The organism is Spiroplasma corruscae, from assembly GCF_002237575.1.
GTDB lineage: Bacteria > Bacillota_I > Bacilli_A > Mycoplasmatales > Mycoplasmataceae > Spiroplasma_A > Spiroplasma_A corruscae.
Genome location: NZ_CP022535.1, coordinates 458,022 through 476,619, shown reverse-complemented (window position 1 = coordinate 476,619; position 18,598 = coordinate 458,022). Strand labels below are relative to the sequence as shown.

Below are 18,598 nucleotides of genomic sequence, written 5' to 3'. Positions count from 1 at the left end.
ATTTAATTATTAAATTTTAAACAAAAAAAAATCATTATTTTAAATGATTTTTTATGAAAAAATAAACTCAAATTAATATTCAAGTGTTCTGATTTTATCTGAGAAATTCACAACAATTAATATTGTATAGAATATTATTGTAAATAATAGAATTGCTGATAAAATGTATAAACTTTCTGATGAGAAAGATGTAAGTTTTAAATATACAAGTGTTAATATAATCACCAATATTGTATAAGATGCTGACAAAACTAAAGAAACTTTCAATTTCGAAACTTCTCTAAAGCAGAATAATATATTTATTAATGAAAATGCAATTATTAATAACCCCAATATTAATGAAGGTATCACTATAGTTAATGCACTTCCTGTAAATATAACTAATATTGCTAAAATGAATCCCATTAATGCAATACAACCCGATGATGATACAACTGTTAATTTAGATTTGCTCAAAAATTACCTCCTATAAAAAAAATACCGAGATAAATCTCAATAACTCATATATTATAACATAAATAGTTATATTTTAAAACACTTTAACTAGCGTATTTATAATTACAGGTTTGGTTACATACAATAATTAAAAATAGTAGTTGAAATATTTAAAAAAAAGTGAATTTTTACTGTATTTTAAAATATAATATTTTTAATAAAAAGTGAGGAAGTTATGAATAATATCATAAATTTAAATTTAATACGTGGGAGTCGAAAACTTTAGCACAAAAAAATCTTGAGCTAGAGGATTTTGGTGTGCATTTAAAATAATATAATTTAGTATTTACATACTTTTTGTATTATTTTTTTTTATAGCAATTAATAGAAAGAAAAAGAAGGTGAAAAAAATGTCGTCGAAAAGATCTCGGGCTAAGTCTTTAACCAAAATGACAATAATATTTATGAGTTTTGCAATCATATTTGGTTTTAGAAATATTGTAAATAATCAAAATCAATTTGGTTTACTAGCTTGTGTGTTATTTCTTGTTGGAGGTGCAATTTATGCAATACCAATGGTTCTTATCACAGCAGAGTTTGGAAGTATAAAAAAATTAAAAAATCAAGAAGCTGGGTTAGGAAGTTTCTGTGTATTTGCTTTAGGCGAAAAAGGAGGATTTCTTGCAAGTTGATCAAGTTATTTTGGTAACTTATTCTTCTTTGCTACACTTGCACCATTTACAATAATTGCATTAAGTTATGGATTATATGGAGCTAATGGATTTGATGAATTAACAAGATACTTCGTTGATGAAAATATGCTTTCAGCAGATGGATCTGCAAGGGCAAGTGCATGTGTATTAGCAATGTTTGCAATTTTATTATTTTGAGTAGGAACTTTTATTTCAAAAAAAGGTCCAAAATGATTAGGGTGAGTTACAAATATAGGTGGTACTGCTAGTTTAATACTTGGAGTAGTATTCATATTATTTGCATTATTTTACACAATACCTGTTAATGGAATTCAATCAAATTTTAAAGGTTGATCAGATTTAAATGCTGTTGATTCAAAAAATGGATTCGATGGTGATTGGTGATCATTCTTATCAGCATTTCCTTGATTATTATTTGGTTATAATGGTATCGAAACAATGAGTGTTTTCATAAAAGATACTAAAAAAGGAATAAAAGCATTTAAAATAGCATCAATTATTGGTATGAGTATAGTTATAAGTTTAATGGTTATTGGTGGATTGGTGCTATCATTAACAATTGATCAACAACAAATTAGTGATTGAAAAATACCAAACGCTGACTTTTTAGTTTTCCCTAAAATGATTGGATTATCAGAAAATTCAGCAGGTGGTAAGGCAATTATCCATATAGCCGGTTTAGTTACGGCTTTAAATGGGATTGGTTCCCTATTCTTTTGAACTGCCGCGCCAACAAAAGTATTTTTCTCTGAAACACCAAAAAATGTAATGGGAAAATGATTATCTAAAACAGATGAAAATGGAATGCCACATAACGCATTGCTTGCACAAGCAATTGTTGTTACTGTAATACTTACAATTGTTGGTGTTACCAGTACAGCAAGTACAGATGGTGAATTAGAAAGTTCAAGTGAATTCTTAGTAAAATCAATTGATGCTACAACTACATTAGCGATTGTACAAATGTTTTTCTACTTTTGAGGATATATCCGCTTAAGACTAAAAATGGATGATACGGAAAGAGGAACCCGATTCTTTAAAAATAAAATCTTTCCAATTATTATTTGTTCGATTACTCTTATTATTCTTTTGATAGCATTCTTCTTTGGTTGTGTTCCAAGTCCAAATAAATGACAAGAAGATCCAGGTAAAGCTGCAATAAACTTTGTATTTATTTTTGGAGGTTGTGTCTTCTTTATGGGAACAGGAATGCTAGCTTACTGAATTAATGTTGAAAGAAAAGAAAGAAAAAATGGTGGTTCAATCGATAATAATAGTAGTGAAATTAATGAAATTCATATTGATAAACCTATAACTAAAGATTTAAAGATTGATTATATCGAATCATCTAATAATAATTTAAACGAAGATTCTGATCATAGATTAAATAAAAAACCCTAGAATAGTATTAAATTTAAACATAAAAATGAACAATATTGTTCATTTTTTTATATATTTAATTTACAATTAATGACACCTGTTTCAAAATCATTAAATTCAAATAAACCTTTAACTGAAAAAGTAATCTTAAATTTTTTACTATCATCAAATTTATAATTTTTAAACTCTTCTTCATTAATACTAAAGCTTAATGTGTATAACCTATTGTTTTTTTCTTTTTTAGTTGGATTTGTGAAATTAAATAATTTAGTACTTGTAACTCATCAACCACTATTCTCTTCAAAAACTCTTAATACGTAATCTATATTAATATCTTTACCTAATACATAATCGTTTCCTAGAACTAATAATACATTTATTCTATCATCTAGACCTACTAAATTATTTTTATCAGTAAATGCCATGTTATTATAAGTATGAAATGTATTACTAATTTCATCACCACATGATACTACTGTTGAAATGGTAGTTGTAACAATTGATAAACCAGATAATATTACTAAAAATCTTTTCATTTTCATTACCTCCTTACAGTAATTTAAAACTAATAATTAATTATTCTAACAATTATACTGTTTTGTCTTTATAAGTAATTGTGAAATTTCCAAATGTTGTTGTATCATCCTTTATGTTAAATACTAATTCATATTTTGTTTCATTAGATGGTTTTTCATCATTTGATGAAAAGTTTAAAACTAAATTAGCTGAATATATGTGATCATCTGAATTATTTTTACTTATATTTTCTAATTTAAAATAATTGACAGCAGTAGTGGATAAATCATTTACATACATAGTTGCTTTAACTTCAAAAGTTAATAGTTTTTGTAAGTATAAGCTATTTGGTATAATAAAAAATAGTGCAATTTGATCATCATATCCAATTAGTTCATCCTTTGAACTGACCACTAAATTTGAATCAACTTTATATCCAAAATCATCATCACATGACACTACTGTTGACGCTGTCGAAGCTACAATCCCTGTTGCAGCTAAAAATGTTAATATTTTTTTCATTTTATCCCCCTTTTTTATTAATATAAGTTATTATAACCAAAATTATTATCAAAATGAAATTCTTCTAGGCATTAAAATATAGTTTATAAATAGTTATTTTTTATTAATATAAATATTAAAAAAAACCACTTTTATTAAAGTGGATAATTTTTAATAATATTATTTAATTCTATTATCTAAATATTTTTAGTCTTATTTTTCTACTGTATCTGATTTTGTATATTTATATGTTACTTCAACTGAACCTGTAAATTTAGTAGATTCTTCTTTAGCTGTTATAGTAGCTTTTTCAGTAGTAGCACCTTCATTTAAAGTAACATCATTATCAGTTAAACTTAATTTATCATTTTTTAAATTAATAGCTTTAACTAAATCACTAAGTGATGGTGTTACTCCTTCTCCACTAATATCACCTAATTCTTTTACTTCTAAATCTTTTAAGTCTTTTTTTTCTACAGCTTCTGATTTTGTATATTTATATGTTACTTCAACTGAACCTGTAAATTTAGTAGATTCTTCTTTAGCTGTTATAGTAGCTTTTTCAGTAGTAGCACCTTCATTTAAAGTAACATCATTATCAGTTAAACTTAATTTATCATTTTTTAAATTAATAGCTTTAACTAAATCACTAAGTGATGGTGTTATTCCTTCTCCACTAATATCACCTAATTCTTTTGTAGATATTTTACTTAAATCTGTTTTTGTAGTTTCTTTTGTATCATTACCACAAGAAACAACTGTTGCTCCTGTGGTTGCAACTAACCCTGTAGCTGCTAATATTCCTAATAATTTTTTCATATTTTTTCCCCTTTCGTTGGAATTTCCAACTAAGTAAATTATAAACTTTACAATAAATAATTTCATTATTTTTATGGTGTTTTTGATCAATAAATACATTTTGAAATTAGTTTTATGAAGTAAAATAAATTTCATATTGATACATATGTTAAAAACTAATTAATTTTAATAAAATAATGATAATCATATAAATATGAAAATATATTGCTACTAGATTACAAAATATTAATTAAATTTTATGTTAAATTTTTTAAATACTTTACAAAAAAACACTAACATTAGTTAGTGTCAACATTTATATAATAAGATATTATTATTTTCTACTTTAGTTTTTAATATTGTTTTCAACCACTTTGTTAATAAATCAAATGTTACTTCAATAATGGTTAAATGTTAACATTTGGTATTATAACCACTACTAAAACTAAGCTAGTAACCTTTTCAACATGTTTATTAACAATTATTAAAGTAATAATGTTGTGATAGTTGAAATTAAACTAAAATTAGTTCCTTACATCTTATTTAGCAACATCAGTATTTTAATTATAAATATCATTTATTGGTTATTATTTAATAGTGTTAAAGTTGCTTTGAATTTCCTGTAACATCATCTTTAGCAATTAATACACATACTTTTATAACTGCAACATTTTCAAAAGCTATGCTAATTATTTTATCCTTAGATAAATAACCACCATTAACTTTAACTAATAAACTAACTTCTCATAAGTTCATTAATATATGATTTATATCACTAAAGTTATGATCTATATTATTGATATTACAATAAATACAAATTAAAAATTAAAATTATCAGGGTCAGGACCGTCTCTAAATTCCTCAATACCTTCAATTAATAATAAATCTTCTTTTGTTAAACTAAAGTCTTCAATTTGAATATTTTCTAATATTCTTTTTAATTTACTTGATTTTGGAATAATTATATAACCTAATTCATATGCTCATCGTAAACATACTTGAGCTTCTGTTTTATTATATTTTTTTGCTATATCTTGAATCTCTTTTATTTCAAAACATTTACCACGAATCATTGTTCCTCATGATTCAACTAATATATTATATTTTTTACAAGCATCAACAACTTCTTTGTTTCTTAATGCAGGGTGCAATTCAATTTGATTAATTACTGGTTTAATTCTACAATTTTGCATTAATTCGTCTAAATGATGTTTTTGGAAGTTACTTACACCAATTGATTTTACTTTACCATCATCAACAGCTTCTTCAAGTGCTTTATAACATTCTAAACGATATTCAGTAGGTCAATGAATTAATAATAAATCAATATAATCTAGATTTAACTCTTCTAAAATTAAATCTATTGCTTTTTTAGTATCTTCGTATTTGTGATCTGAGTTTCATATTTTTGAAGTTATAAATAAATCTTCTCTTTTATAATTACATTCTTTTAATGCCTTAGCAATTGTTTTATGGTTTTCATAAATTTTAGCTGTATCTATTAATTGATAACCAATATTAATAGCTTCTTTTATTACATCAATACATTCTTGTTCACTAGTTAATTTATATGTACCTAAACCAACTTTTGGTATCATAATACCATTATTCATTTTATACTTTTCTTTTAAAATATTACTCATTCGAGAATCCTCCTTGTTAACTTTATTATTAACATTAATATTATATTACTAAATGACAAGTTATATATACAGTGATTATATTATTCATTAATAATAAAAGTTATTATATATATTTTAATGATAATTTAATATAAAAAGAAACTAAAATAAATTAGTTTCTTTTTATATTAAATTTGATAATTGTTATTAATAATATTTTATTATTTTGAAGCTTCTTTTTTTGTATATGTATATGTTAATGAAGCACTACCAGTAAATTTTTCTGATAATGCTTTTGCATCAAGTTTTGCTGCTGATGTTGTAGGAGATCCATTTAGTTGAACATCATTTACAGATAAACCTAAACCCTCATTTACAGCATTAACTTGATCAACCAATTCACCAATTATTGGATTATCTCCTGCACCTTGAAATGCACCTAATGCTAATGTAATTGTACTTAAATCTTTTTTAGCAACAGCTTCTTTTTTTGAATATGAATATGTTAAATCAACACTACCAGTAAATTTTTCTGATTCTGATTTTGCTTTAAGTTTTGCTGCTGATGTTGTAGCTGATCCATCTAGTTCAACATCACTAGCAGCTAAACCTAAATCACTATTTTTTGAATTAACTTGAGCAACCAATTCTTCTAATGTTGGATTATCTCCAGCACCTTTAAATTCACCTAATGCTTTTGTTGAAATTGTAGTACTTAAATCTTTTTTAGCAGCAGCTTCTGCAGCTGATACAGCAACTTTGAATGTCTTAGTTAAACTATCTCCATATTTTAGAGTAATGTCTGAAGTACCTTCAGCAACTGCTTTTACAGTTACTTTAAATTTACCTGTACCATCATCTTTAGCAGGTGCAACACTTACTGTTGCAGCTGCAACAGTTGCAGAAGTTGCACTAAATGCAGTATCTTTAACTGGGTTACTTACAGTAACTTCAACTACTTTATCAGCATCTCCAACTTTCATTGATAAATCTTTAACTTCACTAAATGCTGAAGCTTTGTCCCCACACGATACCACTGTTGCTCCAGTGGTTGCAACTAACCCCGTAGCTGCTAATATACCTAATAATTTTTTCATCTTTCTTTTCCTCCTCGTTGGATTAACCAACTAATATAATTATAAACTTAAAAAAGTATAAAAACAATATTTTTATTTTTATTTTTATAAGCATATTTGTACTTAACATATAATATTTTCAAGTATATAAAATCACAAATATAAATAAAATGAATTTTTGACTAAAAAACTGTTATTTATTTATAAAATTAGTTGAAAACATCAATAGTAAACTTAAAGTAAGTATAATATAATACAAAATTGTATTTTACACGGAGTAAATATATTAAAGACGTTAAAGCAATTGGATTTTGAAGAAGAGTATTAATAAACTTAGTTAATGTACCATTAATTTTTGTTTCAAGTGGAATATACGTAATATTTTTAATTATATGATTTTTCAATCTAAGTCTAGTTTAGGGATGAAAGCAACAACACTGATTATCTAACAAGAAATCAAGCACCATTATTCTTAAATAGAATATCGGGTGGATTAGTTTGTTTATTATTTAAAATAGCTTTTATCCAATTGATCATGATTTGTTCAAAAAAAGGTACTTGAGCAGAAGAATTATCTAATAATTACTTAGTTAATAAAGGTGACATAGTTCAAAATCAAGTAGTAAAAGAAGAAAATAAAAGCAATTAACATATTTAGAAAATCAGCATTAAATGTTGATTTTTTTAATCTAATGTAGTGAATAAAATTGCTAAACTATTTGATAATAAATTTAAATCTTCTATTATTTTTTTATATAGTTCTTTTCTAAAAGTTTTATAATTTTTAATTCTTTCATAAGTTGGTATACCAACTTCATCCATTGGAAAACCTTTAATTACTCTAGATCTATTATAATAAATTTTATCATCGATACCTAACGAGACAAATTCTGGTTCGTTAAAATCAACTAACTTATCAATTAATTTTGGAGATAAAAATAATGGTGCTCTTAAGTCATCTTTATCAATATTAATATCATACAATTTATTAAATTCTATTGACTCCGATTGAAAGTTTTTATCCCTTTTTTTACCTTTTGTGACCTTTAAACCATTAAATGTTTTATCAAACTTTTTATTTTCTGCCAATGTTGTATCATTACATTTATATCTTGGCTTGAACATTCAATAAAATAATACAATTACTAATCCAAATAAAAATCCATCTCCAATTGAATCTAATAATAAGAAATCCTTTTTATTTATTATTAATGGTTTTTCAATATAAAAGACAATCTTATTACCTTTATATTTTAAGTGTAGATTATTAAGAACCCTTGTATTAAAATCAAAAACTAAGTCAAAATCTGTTATGTCTATATTAGTGTAATTTTCATTAAATAATTCTGTGTATATTATTTTCATTTTATCATTTGAAAATTGCTTACCAACTAGTCTTTTTTTTCTATTTTTTTTACTTATTAATAACTTTAGAATATATGACGTTAATAAAAAAATAACACCAAAACTAATAAAAATAATTATTATAAGTACATAATTAGATAATGATTCTGACCCATATAAAAATACTATTAATAAACTAACTCCTAATAAAGTACATAGTGTGCCAAAATAAAAGAAAAATCTAAAGGCTAATAAAACATTGGAATATCATTTAATAGACTTAATAAAATCTACATCTTTTTTAAATAAAAAATCTATTTTATTATAAATACTTTCTTTCATAATACCCTCTTATATAACTATTCTAACAAACATAAACTAATGAGTAAATAAAAAATAACCATATTTATTATTAATTAAATAATGGTTACATTCTTATTTTGTTACTTTTTAGTAGTTGAAGTGTTTTTTGAAGGTGTTTTTTTATTTTTTTGAGGCACATTTTTTTCTGCTTTAACTGACACTTTTTTAGTAGTTGGAGCAGATTTAGTTGCTTTTACTTCTTTTTTTACAGTTTTTATCTCTGCTTTATTAATATCATCAATTTTTTTATCTCTAAAACTAACAGTATTTGTTTTAGCTTTAATTGCTGGTGGTTTTGATAAATCTGATATTTTATTTAAAGATCCTGATTTACTTTTATTAATATTTTTTTGAAAAAATGCTAATCTTTCAACTTTTAATTCTTCTGCTCTTTTTTTATTTAATGGTTTGCCCTCGATGTTTAGTCTTTTTCTAATTTCATCAGCTGAATTTTGTTCTTTATTATGAATTATTTTCTCAATTCTGTCTTTATTAGCTAATGATATTCTCATACCAGCTGGCATTTCATTTACGTTTGCCTTACCAGCCTTACTAGACATAGTTACCCTTGCTTGTTTTATAAGTTCAGTTTTATTAAAGTTTTCTGCAAGAATTTTTGGTCTTACAACAGCTTTTAACTTTGTATCATTTTTTGTCCCTACATTATCACTAAATTCAACATTTGAACTAAAATATTGGTTATCATCATATCCCATATTGTGCTTCCTCTCAAAGTATTATTAAATTAATTATATAATATATAGATAATTTTAGAAAGTAATAAACTAATAAAAATAAAAAATATGTCCAAAATAAAAAAACCCTTTTAAAGGAATTTTGACACAAATAATAAGTATTTATTTATAATTTAACCAAACTTTTTATTTTGGTTTTGTTTGTAAATACGTTTCTCTTTTTTACTTAAGTGATATTCACGTCTTCTAGCTTCAGATTTATTTGCTGCAGCTACTTTTTGGAAACGCTTAAGAGCTTTTTCAATAGGCTCTCCTTCTTTTACAACGATGCTTGCCATCTAATTTTTCAACTCCAATTCATATAAATTATAAATAATGTTTTTGGTTCTGTCTATATATTTTTATAAAAAAGTAAAAGTTTTTTATAAAAATATATGATAAATAACCTAACTAAACCTTATTTTATAATATTTTGTTATAAAATAGCATTATATTTGATATATTGGAGGTATTTATGAAGATAATTAACTTAATTATAACAGGAGGGATTGCTGCTACTAAGGCAAAAGAATTATATAATTTGTTAATCAAAAAATATGAAGTAAATATAATAATGACTAAAAATGCTTATAAATTTGTAGATACCGAAGGACTTATTACTTACAATGAAATATTCGATAAGGAATTTTATGAAAATGGGCATCATTATGCCGATCATATTAAACTTGCTTTTAATAGTGATTTAAACATAATTTACCCAGCCACATATAACTTTATAGGTAAAGTTGCTAGTGGCATAAGTGATGATTTACCATCATTATTACTTGCTGTATGTACTTTCGATAGTTTATTTTTTCCAAGCATGAATACAAATATGTACAATAATGAAATATTACAAAAAAACAAGAAAATAATTACTAATTTAAGTAATACGCAATGATTTGAACCAAAATTTGGAAAACTTGCCAGTGGAGATTATGGCATTGGTAGAGCTTATGAACCAATTGAGGTTGTAAGTATAGTAGATAACTATTTTAATAAATTTAGTAATTTAATAGACAAAAACATATTACTTAATTTTGGTAGAACAAGAAGTTATATTGATAAGGTGAGATATATCACTAATGCCAGTAGTGGTAAGATGGGTAATGAACTTAAAAAAAGTTTAATAAGTAAATGTAATAAGTTAGTAAGTATATTCGGTGATACTGATTTTAATGTGATTCAAAATGCAAACAATATTTATGCAAATACAAATGTTAAAATGTATGAAGAAATGATAAAGCATTTTAATGATATGGATATAGTAATATGTTGTGGGGCATTAACTGATTTTGAAGTAACAAATCCCCTAGATCGTAAAATAGAAAAAAGAGTTGATAAAAATATTAATGAAATCAAATTTAAAGAATCATTAGATGTACTAAAAGAACTATCTAGGAAAAAAACAAAACAGTTCTTAGTTGGTTTCTCATTAGCAAACGACTTTAATTTAGATAAGGCAAGAAATAAGCTATTAGAAAAGAATTTAGACATGATTGTTATTAACTTAACAAATGCCTTAAATTCTGATAGTAATACTATAAAAATATTGACAAAAGATAATAATTTATACGAATATGAAAATTTAAATAAAAGTGATGTTGCTTTAAAAATAATTGAAAAAATAAACGATATTATATAGTGGAAGAATTTAAACCTTCTTCTTTATTAACATCGTTTTTTATTTTTTTACTTGAATAATATTTAATATAAACATAGGTAATTATAAAAATTAGTATTGATGCAAATATCCCTACTATAGGTAACAATCATATATTAGTTTCTTGACCATTTACAGTTGGTATAATACCACTAAATGTAAAATCAAATAGACCAGTAGAGAACATAGTCCCTACTTTAATTTTTAATAATGATGTAACCATAGCAATAATTCCATTAAATGGTGCATAAATAGCAAAGAAGAATAATGGCATAGTATAACAAAACATATACTCTATTGGTTCTGTAATCCCTAATAGGAAGGCGGTTAATGCAGCAGTTAAATATACACCTAGTTCTTTTTTTCTTTCACCTTTTTTTACAAAAATTAGCATTGTAAATCCGATAGTTGGTAATGTAAACATTGAATTAATAAATCCGCCAGTAATAAATCTCGAAAATCTAAGTCCAACATTTCAACAATCATCAATTGTTATATACTTACTATTCAATGCCGCATAAGAAAGAAATTGATCACCTTCTATTTTAGAAAAACTATCAAAAGCTGGTTTTCAACTACTATTAATATCTAATAAATTATTTATTTCTGTTGATAAATTAGTATTTAAATAATCAAAGAAATCTGCATAATTTTTATATTGTGATAAAGCACCTCTTATCTTTTCTATTGCATCAGCGGATAGATTTGGATTTGTTCTATAGATATATTCAACCAATAAAGGCAATTCATAATCTGAGACACTTCCTCCGATTGAACTATATCACATCGGTGCTTGTCATAATAAACTTGAGCCAAATGGAATCAACATTCTTTGGAACGTTCTAAAAATAAATGCGTCCAAACCAATTGGTGATTTTGATACTACTTTACCAATCACCATCATAAAATAACCAATAATTGGTCAAACTATAATAAATATCGTTGCCAAAATCATTGAAACAAAAGGAGTAAGCAATATTACAAATTTTTCCTTAGAAAAAAAAGTTAGACTTTTTATTAGATTTTGGTTCTTGAATTTATTATATAAAATGGTAATTACAGCACCTATTGATATTCCACCAACAACTCCCGTATTGAAAGTTTGTATATTCCCAAATAAGAAGCTTGTTAAAAAAATTTTAGTTTCAAGGCTTTTTCAAAATCATATGTTAAAGTAGTAGTTTTCACTAACAATAAATACCGAAATAAAAATATTAAAAACAAAATATGAAATTATTCCACTGTAAACAGCCGCACCTTTATTATTTGTAAAGCCGATTATAATCGATAAACAAAATCATAACCCTATATTTGAAAACAATATTTTTCCAAAGTTCTTAAAAAGCTCTCCTGTTATATTGTTCTCAAATAATGAACCAATTGAGTAAAAGATACCAAAAATCGGCATCAAGATTATGACAAATCCAAATGAAGAGGATAACTTTTGTAAAAAAGACTTCATTCTCAATTTTGTATTTTTACTTATTGTAAACATACTTTTAATTGTTCTTTTGTTTTTATTCATATAAATATGTTATATAAAATTTTAGTTAATGACAATAGGTCTATAAAAAAAACCCAATAATAGGGTCTTAAAAAATTTAATTATTGTTTTCATCATTATTAACATCTTTTTTTGCTTTTAATTTAATATTTGTCATTACATTAAATGCTTTTTGTTTAGAAGATAAAAAATCACTAATAATTGATGCTTTTCATTTTTTTTCTAAAATATTAAATGATGTTTCATATTTCTGTCTATCTCTTTTAATAACTTTTTCTGTATTTTCGATTGATTTTTTTCTATGCATTTCAAGATTACGAAGCTCTTCAACTTTGAGATCTTTTTTTAATTGCTTCAATTGCTCTTCAATCATTCTTTTATCATTTTCAACTTGCTCAATTTTTCTATCTTTAGCTTTAGACTTTTTTTTAATCTTTTGAATTACTTTTTCTTTTCAATCATCATCTAAGTCTTTGACTAAGGATTTTTTATTACTAGATAAGCCTTCTGGTTTCTTAATATCTCTTAATTTTATTAGATCATCATCTAGATTATTATGAAAATTTTTTTCCTTTGAATTATTAGAAAATTTTTTATCTAACAAACTTGAATCACTAGTTAAAAGATTTTTTTTTTCATCAAATTCTGGAACTTCAAAAAAAGTTTTTAAGTCAATATTTAATGTTCCGTTATTAGTTGATTTTTTCATAGTTTCTTTTATTTTTAAAAATGCATTACTTGAATTATCACTATTAGTTTTAAATGAATTACCTGTATCTATTTCTCCATTTATTATTTCATCTGGAATATCAAGTATGTTTTTGTAACTTTTTTTAGCATCTAATATTGTTTTAATTCTATTAACTGTCTTTTTAATATATTCTTTTATTATTTCAGATTTTTCAAAATCGTTGTTTTTTTCACTATCCATGAATAAAAGTTTTGCTTTACGTAGTTTCGATTTCTCTAAACTAATCGCATTATCAATTCTTGTTTTTTGTATTGAGATTTTTTTAAGTCACTCTTTTCTTTCATCTTCTTTTGATGAAAAACTATTGTCTATAAACATAGCATCCCTAAAGTTTAAATTTTCTAATGTTTGTTCAGAGTTAATTGCAGCTGAAGCCATTCTATGCTTATTTATTCTATCTTCTTCAATATCTTTTTTCATAAATATCTGTTGAATTCTTAAAAGATTAGATTTTGTTTTTGTTATATTAAGTTCCTGTTTAAGGTTCAAAACTCCACCATTTAATTTTATATCTTCATAGTGTTTTTCAAGTATTTCGTTTTGAACTTCTATTAATCTTGCAATGTATCTACCAATATTCTCTTTAGTTTCATCACTAGCTTTTGAAAACTCTCCAGTTATTAAATTTATTGTAGTTGGGTTGATATTTAGTTTTACAAGATCATTTATTCGCTTCCTAATTGGGGCAGGTAAATCAAAATTAGGAATTTTATAAACTTCTTTTTTCATAATAACACCTCTTAACTGGAAAATATAGTAATATTATACCAAAAACCCAGTATAAATGTAATATAACCAGTGCGAAAGGTTCAATTTCTATTTACTTATATATTACTATTTGTGTTATTTTCACTTAATACTTTAATACAATAATTAACTACTTGTTTATATTCTTCTATATTGTTTAACTTAGCTCCTGAAGCTGTTTCATGTCCCCCACCACCAAATTTAGTAGCTATTTCTCTAACAGAAATATATCTTGATCTTAACTCAACTCTACAACCATCATCAGTTTCTATAAAAAATATCCAAATCATTGCACTGCTAATTTCACCAAGTATATTAACCCATAAAGCTACCTGATTCACATCATAAATTCCAAACTTGGTTAATATATTTTTATCCAACTTTATATATGCTAAATTATTATTTAATAAAACAAAATTGGATAATATATAACCTTTTAGTCTAAGTGCACTTTCACTAAGATTATAGACATTTTCATATACATCTTTAATTTCAATCCCTTTTGATATTAGAATTGATGCACTATCAAATGTTCGTTTCGTTACGTTTCTATACAAAAATCTTTCTGTATCAGTTACTAATCCGTGAAATAATTTAAATGCAACTTCTTTTGAAAAAATATAATTACTGTTTTTAAATAGAATAGTTAATAGTTCACAAGTAGCAGGAAAAGTAGAATCCACTATTTCTAAATTAGCATAATTATCAACATTTACATGATGATCAATTTTAAATATGATATTCGCTTCTTTTAAATAATCAATATCATCAATATCAATCCTTTGTCTATTCGCGGTATCGGTTACTATAACTAATGCATCAACAAAATCTTCTTTTCTAAGTTTATGATTAAAAGCAATTTTTTTATATTCATTCGGAACTTTTCCACCGATTTTTATAATCTTATTCTCAAAATTATCTATTATAAAATGATATAAAGCCATTTGAGAACCAATAGCATCAAAATCAGGGAAAATATGCCTTAATAAAATTATCTTATTGTGTTTTTTTATTTGTTCTACTAATTTATTTAACATATCATACCTATTAATCTAGACTATTTTTTTGTATTCTAAATATTCTTTTTGCATTCTTTTTACTTTTATAATATTCTTTAATATAAAATTTTATATCATTTTTGTATATTTCATTATTTTTAAATACTTTTAAATTATCTTTGTAAGTTTTCAAACTTTCAATATATTCATTATTAAGTTTTTCAATATATTCAATTCTATTAGTTTTGTATTTTTTATACAATTGTTTATAATTGTCATTTACTTCTTTAATGCTTACAAAACTAGTATTAAATAATTCGTTATAAGCCTTTAAATAAGAATTTTTTTTACTTAAATTATCCTTTTTTTGAATTGCTTTTATACTTTTAAATAATTCATTATTAGTAAAGCTGTAAAGTGCACATGATTCATTAAAAGATAAACCTTGTTTTTTTAAATATAACATTTCATTTGTCTTATATTTGATGAATAAATAATTTTTTATTTTAAGAATTAAATAATCAACATATTTAGGATTTATACCTAAATTAATTTTATTTCTTAATATTGTTGTAAAGGTTTCGATTAACAAAGTAAATACCATAATACCAAATAATAGTGCACCAAATTCATTAAAATAACGATCATTAAAATATGTATTTAACAAATAACCCATATTACCAGCACCAACAATACCAAGTGATGATACCTCTTTAAAGTTTATATCAAATCTGTAAATAATATAAGAAATAACATTACTTGATGTTTGAGGTATTATTCCATATCTAAATCTTTGCCATCCATTTAGACCAGTAGCTTGTAGTTGAGTTGATATTTTTAAATTAATATCTTCAAATGTTTCTCTATTATATTTGGTTAACATTCCTATCGAACCCATCGCAAGTGCAATAGCACCATTAAATGGACCTAAACCAACAAGAGCAACAAATATAATTGCATATATATATGTTGGTATTGCTCTTACTATCGAAGTTAATATAACAAAAAATTTTGCTACGTAAAAATTGACAATTGTTTCAGAGCTTATTAATCCTAAAATATAAGAAAACAACACTCCTAAAGTAGTTCCTACAATAGCAATTGATAATGTTTCAAACATAAGTTGAATAACAGAAAACGGAGCATTAGAAGTTTTTGAAAATAAGGACTCCCAGTTAATATTTAGTACTGATCAAATAGTTTTATTTGTATTTTGTATAACTTCCTTTGACTCAATATGAAATTCAATTGTAGAAAAAGAATAAATAAAGAAAGCAAATATTATTGCATATAAAAACCATCTTTTTAAGTACTTTCGTGGATTTTTATGTAAAACAACATCTTTTGTTAAAGATTTTAAAAATTCTTCATGTTTTTCTTCAACTTCCTTTTTTGTTCTTAAATAATACTCAGATTTTCTTGACTCAACCATTAAATTAAAGTCAGTTAAATATAATTTATCTCTTCTTACACTTTGAGATAATTTATCATTATAAATAAATCAGTTTTTTGAATTAAATTCTTTTGATTTAAGTTCTTTAAACTTTTCCTTGTCTTCTAATATTTTACTTTTGTGTAGTTTTTTAAACTGACTAATTTTTTTAGTTCTTTCTTTATATAATAAAAATTTTGACTTTCAAGAGATTGTTTTTTTAATTTCTATTTTATATTTAAGAATAAATTCTTCATAAATATAATATCTCAGATTGCTTTTTCTAATTAGTTTTTTTGATTTGTTTATTATATTATCTCTTTCTTTTTTATCAAGAATAAAATCTTTATCACTAAGAATATATTTTTTAATTAAGTATATAATTAACTCTAATAGTAGAACTACCATAATTAGAAGAAACAATAAAAAACCAGCTCTATCTCATTGTTGAAAACCAATGTTTCTTTGAATTAGTTCTCCAATACCAACAGAAGTCATACCACCAATAATTGCTATATATCTAATATTTGTCTCTAAAGAGTAAAATGTAAGTGAAAGTAAACTATGTGAAATTTGTGGCATTACAGCACTTCTAAATGAACTATACTTTGATGCTCCTGTTGCTTGTAATGAAGTATATATTTTAAAATTAATGTGTTCAATTTTTTCTAAGAAAAGTTTACCGGTAATTGCAAATGTAAATATTGCAATTGCTAATGTTACTGATAATGTTGTTTGTCCAAAATATCCTATTAAAAATAAAGCAAAGGTGAAAGCTGGAACTGTTCTGAATAATGCCATTATAGATTTACATAAGTTATTTACAAATCTATTATGGACTAAATTATATGATGATAACAACGCAACTGGTACAGCTAATAAAACGCCCAAAATTGTTCCAGAAAAAGACATTGTTATAGTACTTAACACTGATTGTAACGCATTATTCAAAAAAGTTTCCCCAAACATATTTGGTGTTGCAAATTCTTTAAAATTTCAGTTAAGCATTTCTTTTATAGACGTACCCAGATTTGATAAACTAGTAAAAAATTCTTCTCAGCTATTTTCTAGATAATAAAAACCAAATAATACTATTAAAGACGTAATTATAATCATTGATCACATGAAAATTTTTGAAGGAGATTTAGAATAACGTTCCCCAACCTTAAATACATTTCTAGATAATAATGAATTAATTTTTCTCTTAATCATTTTTTAAATCACCATAACTATCACCATAAATGACTGAAAGTTTATCCTTTGTAAGTTCTTTTGGTTTACCATCAAACACTAATAAACCATCTTTTAAGCCAATAATCCTATCAGCATATTTAATTGCTAAATCTATATGATGTATGTTGATAATAATGGTTATATTTTCTTTTTTATTAATTAATTTAAAATCTTGCATTACTTGATTTGCTAAAATTGGGTCAAGTGCAGAAACTGGTTCATCAGCAATTATAAGTTCTGGTTCTTGAGATAATGTACGCGCTAATGCAATTCTTTGTTGTTGACCGCCACTCAGATTATCAACTCTAACATATGCATAATCGAGTAGATTAAGTTTTTCCAAATTACTTAAAGCTATTAACTTATCATTTTTATTAAAATAACCAATTATAGACCTTCAAAAACTCATTTTAGATATTCTTGAATTTAAGACATTTTTTAATGCAACTTGATTTTCAATGTTGTTATATTCTTGAGACATAAGACCTATTTTTTTTCTCAACTCTTTTAATTTTCTACCTTTTGTAGTATTTATATTAAAAATGTCATCTTTAAAAGTAATTTCTATTTCACCTGAGTTAATAGGTGTAAATTTATTAATTGTTTTTAATAACGTTGTTTTACCAGCACCTGATAATCCAACTATAGCAACAAACTCACCATCATCAATATTAAGGTTAATATCACTTAAGGCATGCTTTCCATTTGGTCAAACCTTGTTCACTTTTTTGAACTTAATCATTATTCCTCCATAAAAAAATATGTAATGAATATCACATATTTTTATT

The 18,598-nt window shown here is 24.4% G+C and carries 17 protein-coding genes; 2 read left to right on the top strand and 15 right to left on the bottom strand.

Translation table 4 applies throughout. The features are described from left to right. Window positions 1-72: 72 nt before the first annotated feature. Window positions 73-456, bottom strand: coding sequence for a hypothetical protein (locus SCORR_RS02210; RefSeq protein ID WP_094048691.1), 384 nt, complete (start codon window positions 454-456; stop codon window positions 73-75). 389 nt (window positions 457-845) lie between these two features. Between SCORR_RS02210 and SCORR_RS02205 the strand changes: the two genes are divergently transcribed. After that, complete coding sequence (locus SCORR_RS02205; RefSeq protein WP_094048689.1) at window positions 846-2,549, top strand: APC family permease; 1,704 nt, start codon at window positions 846-848, stop codon at window positions 2,547-2,549. Window positions 2,550-2,596: 47 nt separating this feature from the next. Here the strand turns inward: SCORR_RS02205 and SCORR_RS02200 are convergent, their stop codons facing one another. The 9 genes from SCORR_RS02200 to rpsU all read right to left on the bottom strand — a co-directional run bounded on the left by SCORR_RS02200 (window position 2,597) and on the right by rpsU (window position 9,781). Beyond that, window positions 2,597-3,064: a hypothetical protein gene (locus SCORR_RS02200; protein ID WP_094048687.1), complete on the bottom strand. Its 468-nt coding sequence runs from the start codon at window positions 3,062-3,064 to the stop codon at window positions 2,597-2,599. A gap of 52 nt (window positions 3,065-3,116) precedes the next feature. Next, window positions 3,117-3,566, bottom strand: coding sequence for a lipoprotein (locus SCORR_RS02195; RefSeq protein ID WP_094048685.1), 450 nt, complete (start codon window positions 3,564-3,566; stop codon window positions 3,117-3,119). Window positions 3,567-3,758: 192 nt separating this feature from the next. Beyond that, the gene (locus SCORR_RS02190) at window positions 3,759-4,364 is read right to left on the bottom strand and encodes a lipoprotein (RefSeq protein ID WP_094048683.1); all 606 of its coding nucleotides are present in this window, start codon (window positions 4,362-4,364) and stop codon (window positions 3,759-3,761) included. A 579-nt stretch (window positions 4,365-4,943) separates the two neighbouring features. Then, complete coding sequence (locus tag SCORR_RS05375; protein ID WP_157705338.1) at window positions 4,944-5,099, bottom strand: hypothetical protein; 156 nt, start codon at window positions 5,097-5,099, stop codon at window positions 4,944-4,946. Window positions 5,100-5,161: 62 nt separating this feature from the next. Next, entirely contained in the window at window positions 5,162-5,986 is an 825-nt protein-coding gene (locus tag SCORR_RS02185; protein WP_094048681.1) for an aldo/keto reductase, read from the bottom strand. 200 nt (window positions 5,987-6,186) lie between these two features. Continuing rightward, window positions 6,187-7,062: a lipoprotein gene (locus SCORR_RS02180; protein WP_094048679.1), complete on the bottom strand. Its 876-nt coding sequence runs from the start codon at window positions 7,060-7,062 to the stop codon at window positions 6,187-6,189. A gap of 663 nt (window positions 7,063-7,725) precedes the next feature. Further along, window positions 7,726-8,727: a hypothetical protein gene (locus SCORR_RS02175; RefSeq protein ID WP_094048677.1), complete on the bottom strand. Its 1,002-nt coding sequence runs from the start codon at window positions 8,725-8,727 to the stop codon at window positions 7,726-7,728. A gap of 101 nt (window positions 8,728-8,828) precedes the next feature. Then, window positions 8,829-9,464, bottom strand: coding sequence for a hypothetical protein (locus SCORR_RS02170; protein ID WP_094048675.1), 636 nt, complete (start codon window positions 9,462-9,464; stop codon window positions 8,829-8,831). A gap of 152 nt (window positions 9,465-9,616) precedes the next feature. Then, window positions 9,617-9,781, bottom strand: a complete 165-nt coding sequence (gene rpsU, locus SCORR_RS02165; protein ID WP_094048673.1) for a 30S ribosomal protein S21 — start codon at window positions 9,779-9,781, stop codon at window positions 9,617-9,619. Window positions 9,782-9,957: 176 nt separating this feature from the next. Here rpsU and coaBC point away from each other — a divergent pair, with 176 nt between their 5' ends. Then, entirely contained in the window at window positions 9,958-11,127 is a 1,170-nt protein-coding gene (coaBC, locus tag SCORR_RS02160) for a bifunctional phosphopantothenoylcysteine decarboxylase/phosphopantothenate--cysteine ligase CoaBC (protein ID WP_094048671.1), read from the top strand. Here coaBC and SCORR_RS02155 read toward each other — a convergent pair. The 5 genes from SCORR_RS02155 to phnC all read right to left on the bottom strand — a co-directional run bounded on the left by SCORR_RS02155 (window position 11,120) and on the right by phnC (window position 18,552). Next, a complete protein-coding gene (locus SCORR_RS02155) occupies window positions 11,120-12,670 on the bottom strand; it encodes a PTS transporter subunit EIIC (protein ID WP_094048669.1) in 1,551 nt (516 codons plus the stop codon). The two genes, coaBC and SCORR_RS02155, sit on opposite strands and share 8 nt — an antisense overlap. A 76-nt stretch (window positions 12,671-12,746) precedes the next feature. Continuing rightward, window positions 12,747-14,129 carry a hypothetical protein gene (locus tag SCORR_RS02150; protein WP_094048667.1) on the bottom strand — a complete coding sequence of 461 codons (1,383 nt, stop codon included), beginning with the start codon at window positions 14,127-14,129 and terminating at the stop codon, window positions 12,747-12,749. Between the two features lie 95 nt (window positions 14,130-14,224). Further along, window positions 14,225-15,184 carry a DHH family phosphoesterase gene (locus SCORR_RS02145; protein ID WP_094048665.1) on the bottom strand — a complete coding sequence of 320 codons (960 nt, stop codon included), beginning with the start codon at window positions 15,182-15,184 and terminating at the stop codon, window positions 14,225-14,227. A 10-nt stretch (window positions 15,185-15,194) separates the two neighbouring features. Beyond that, window positions 15,195-17,789 carry a PhnE/PtxC family ABC transporter permease gene (locus SCORR_RS02140; RefSeq protein ID WP_094048663.1) on the bottom strand — a complete coding sequence of 865 codons (2,595 nt, stop codon included), beginning with the start codon at window positions 17,787-17,789 and terminating at the stop codon, window positions 15,195-15,197. Beyond that, a complete protein-coding gene (phnC, locus tag SCORR_RS02135) occupies window positions 17,782-18,552 on the bottom strand; it encodes a phosphonate ABC transporter ATP-binding protein (protein ID WP_094048661.1) in 771 nt (256 codons plus the stop codon). Before phnC ends, SCORR_RS02140 begins: the two co-directional genes overlap by 8 nt. Window positions 18,553-18,598: the final 46 nt, after the last annotated feature.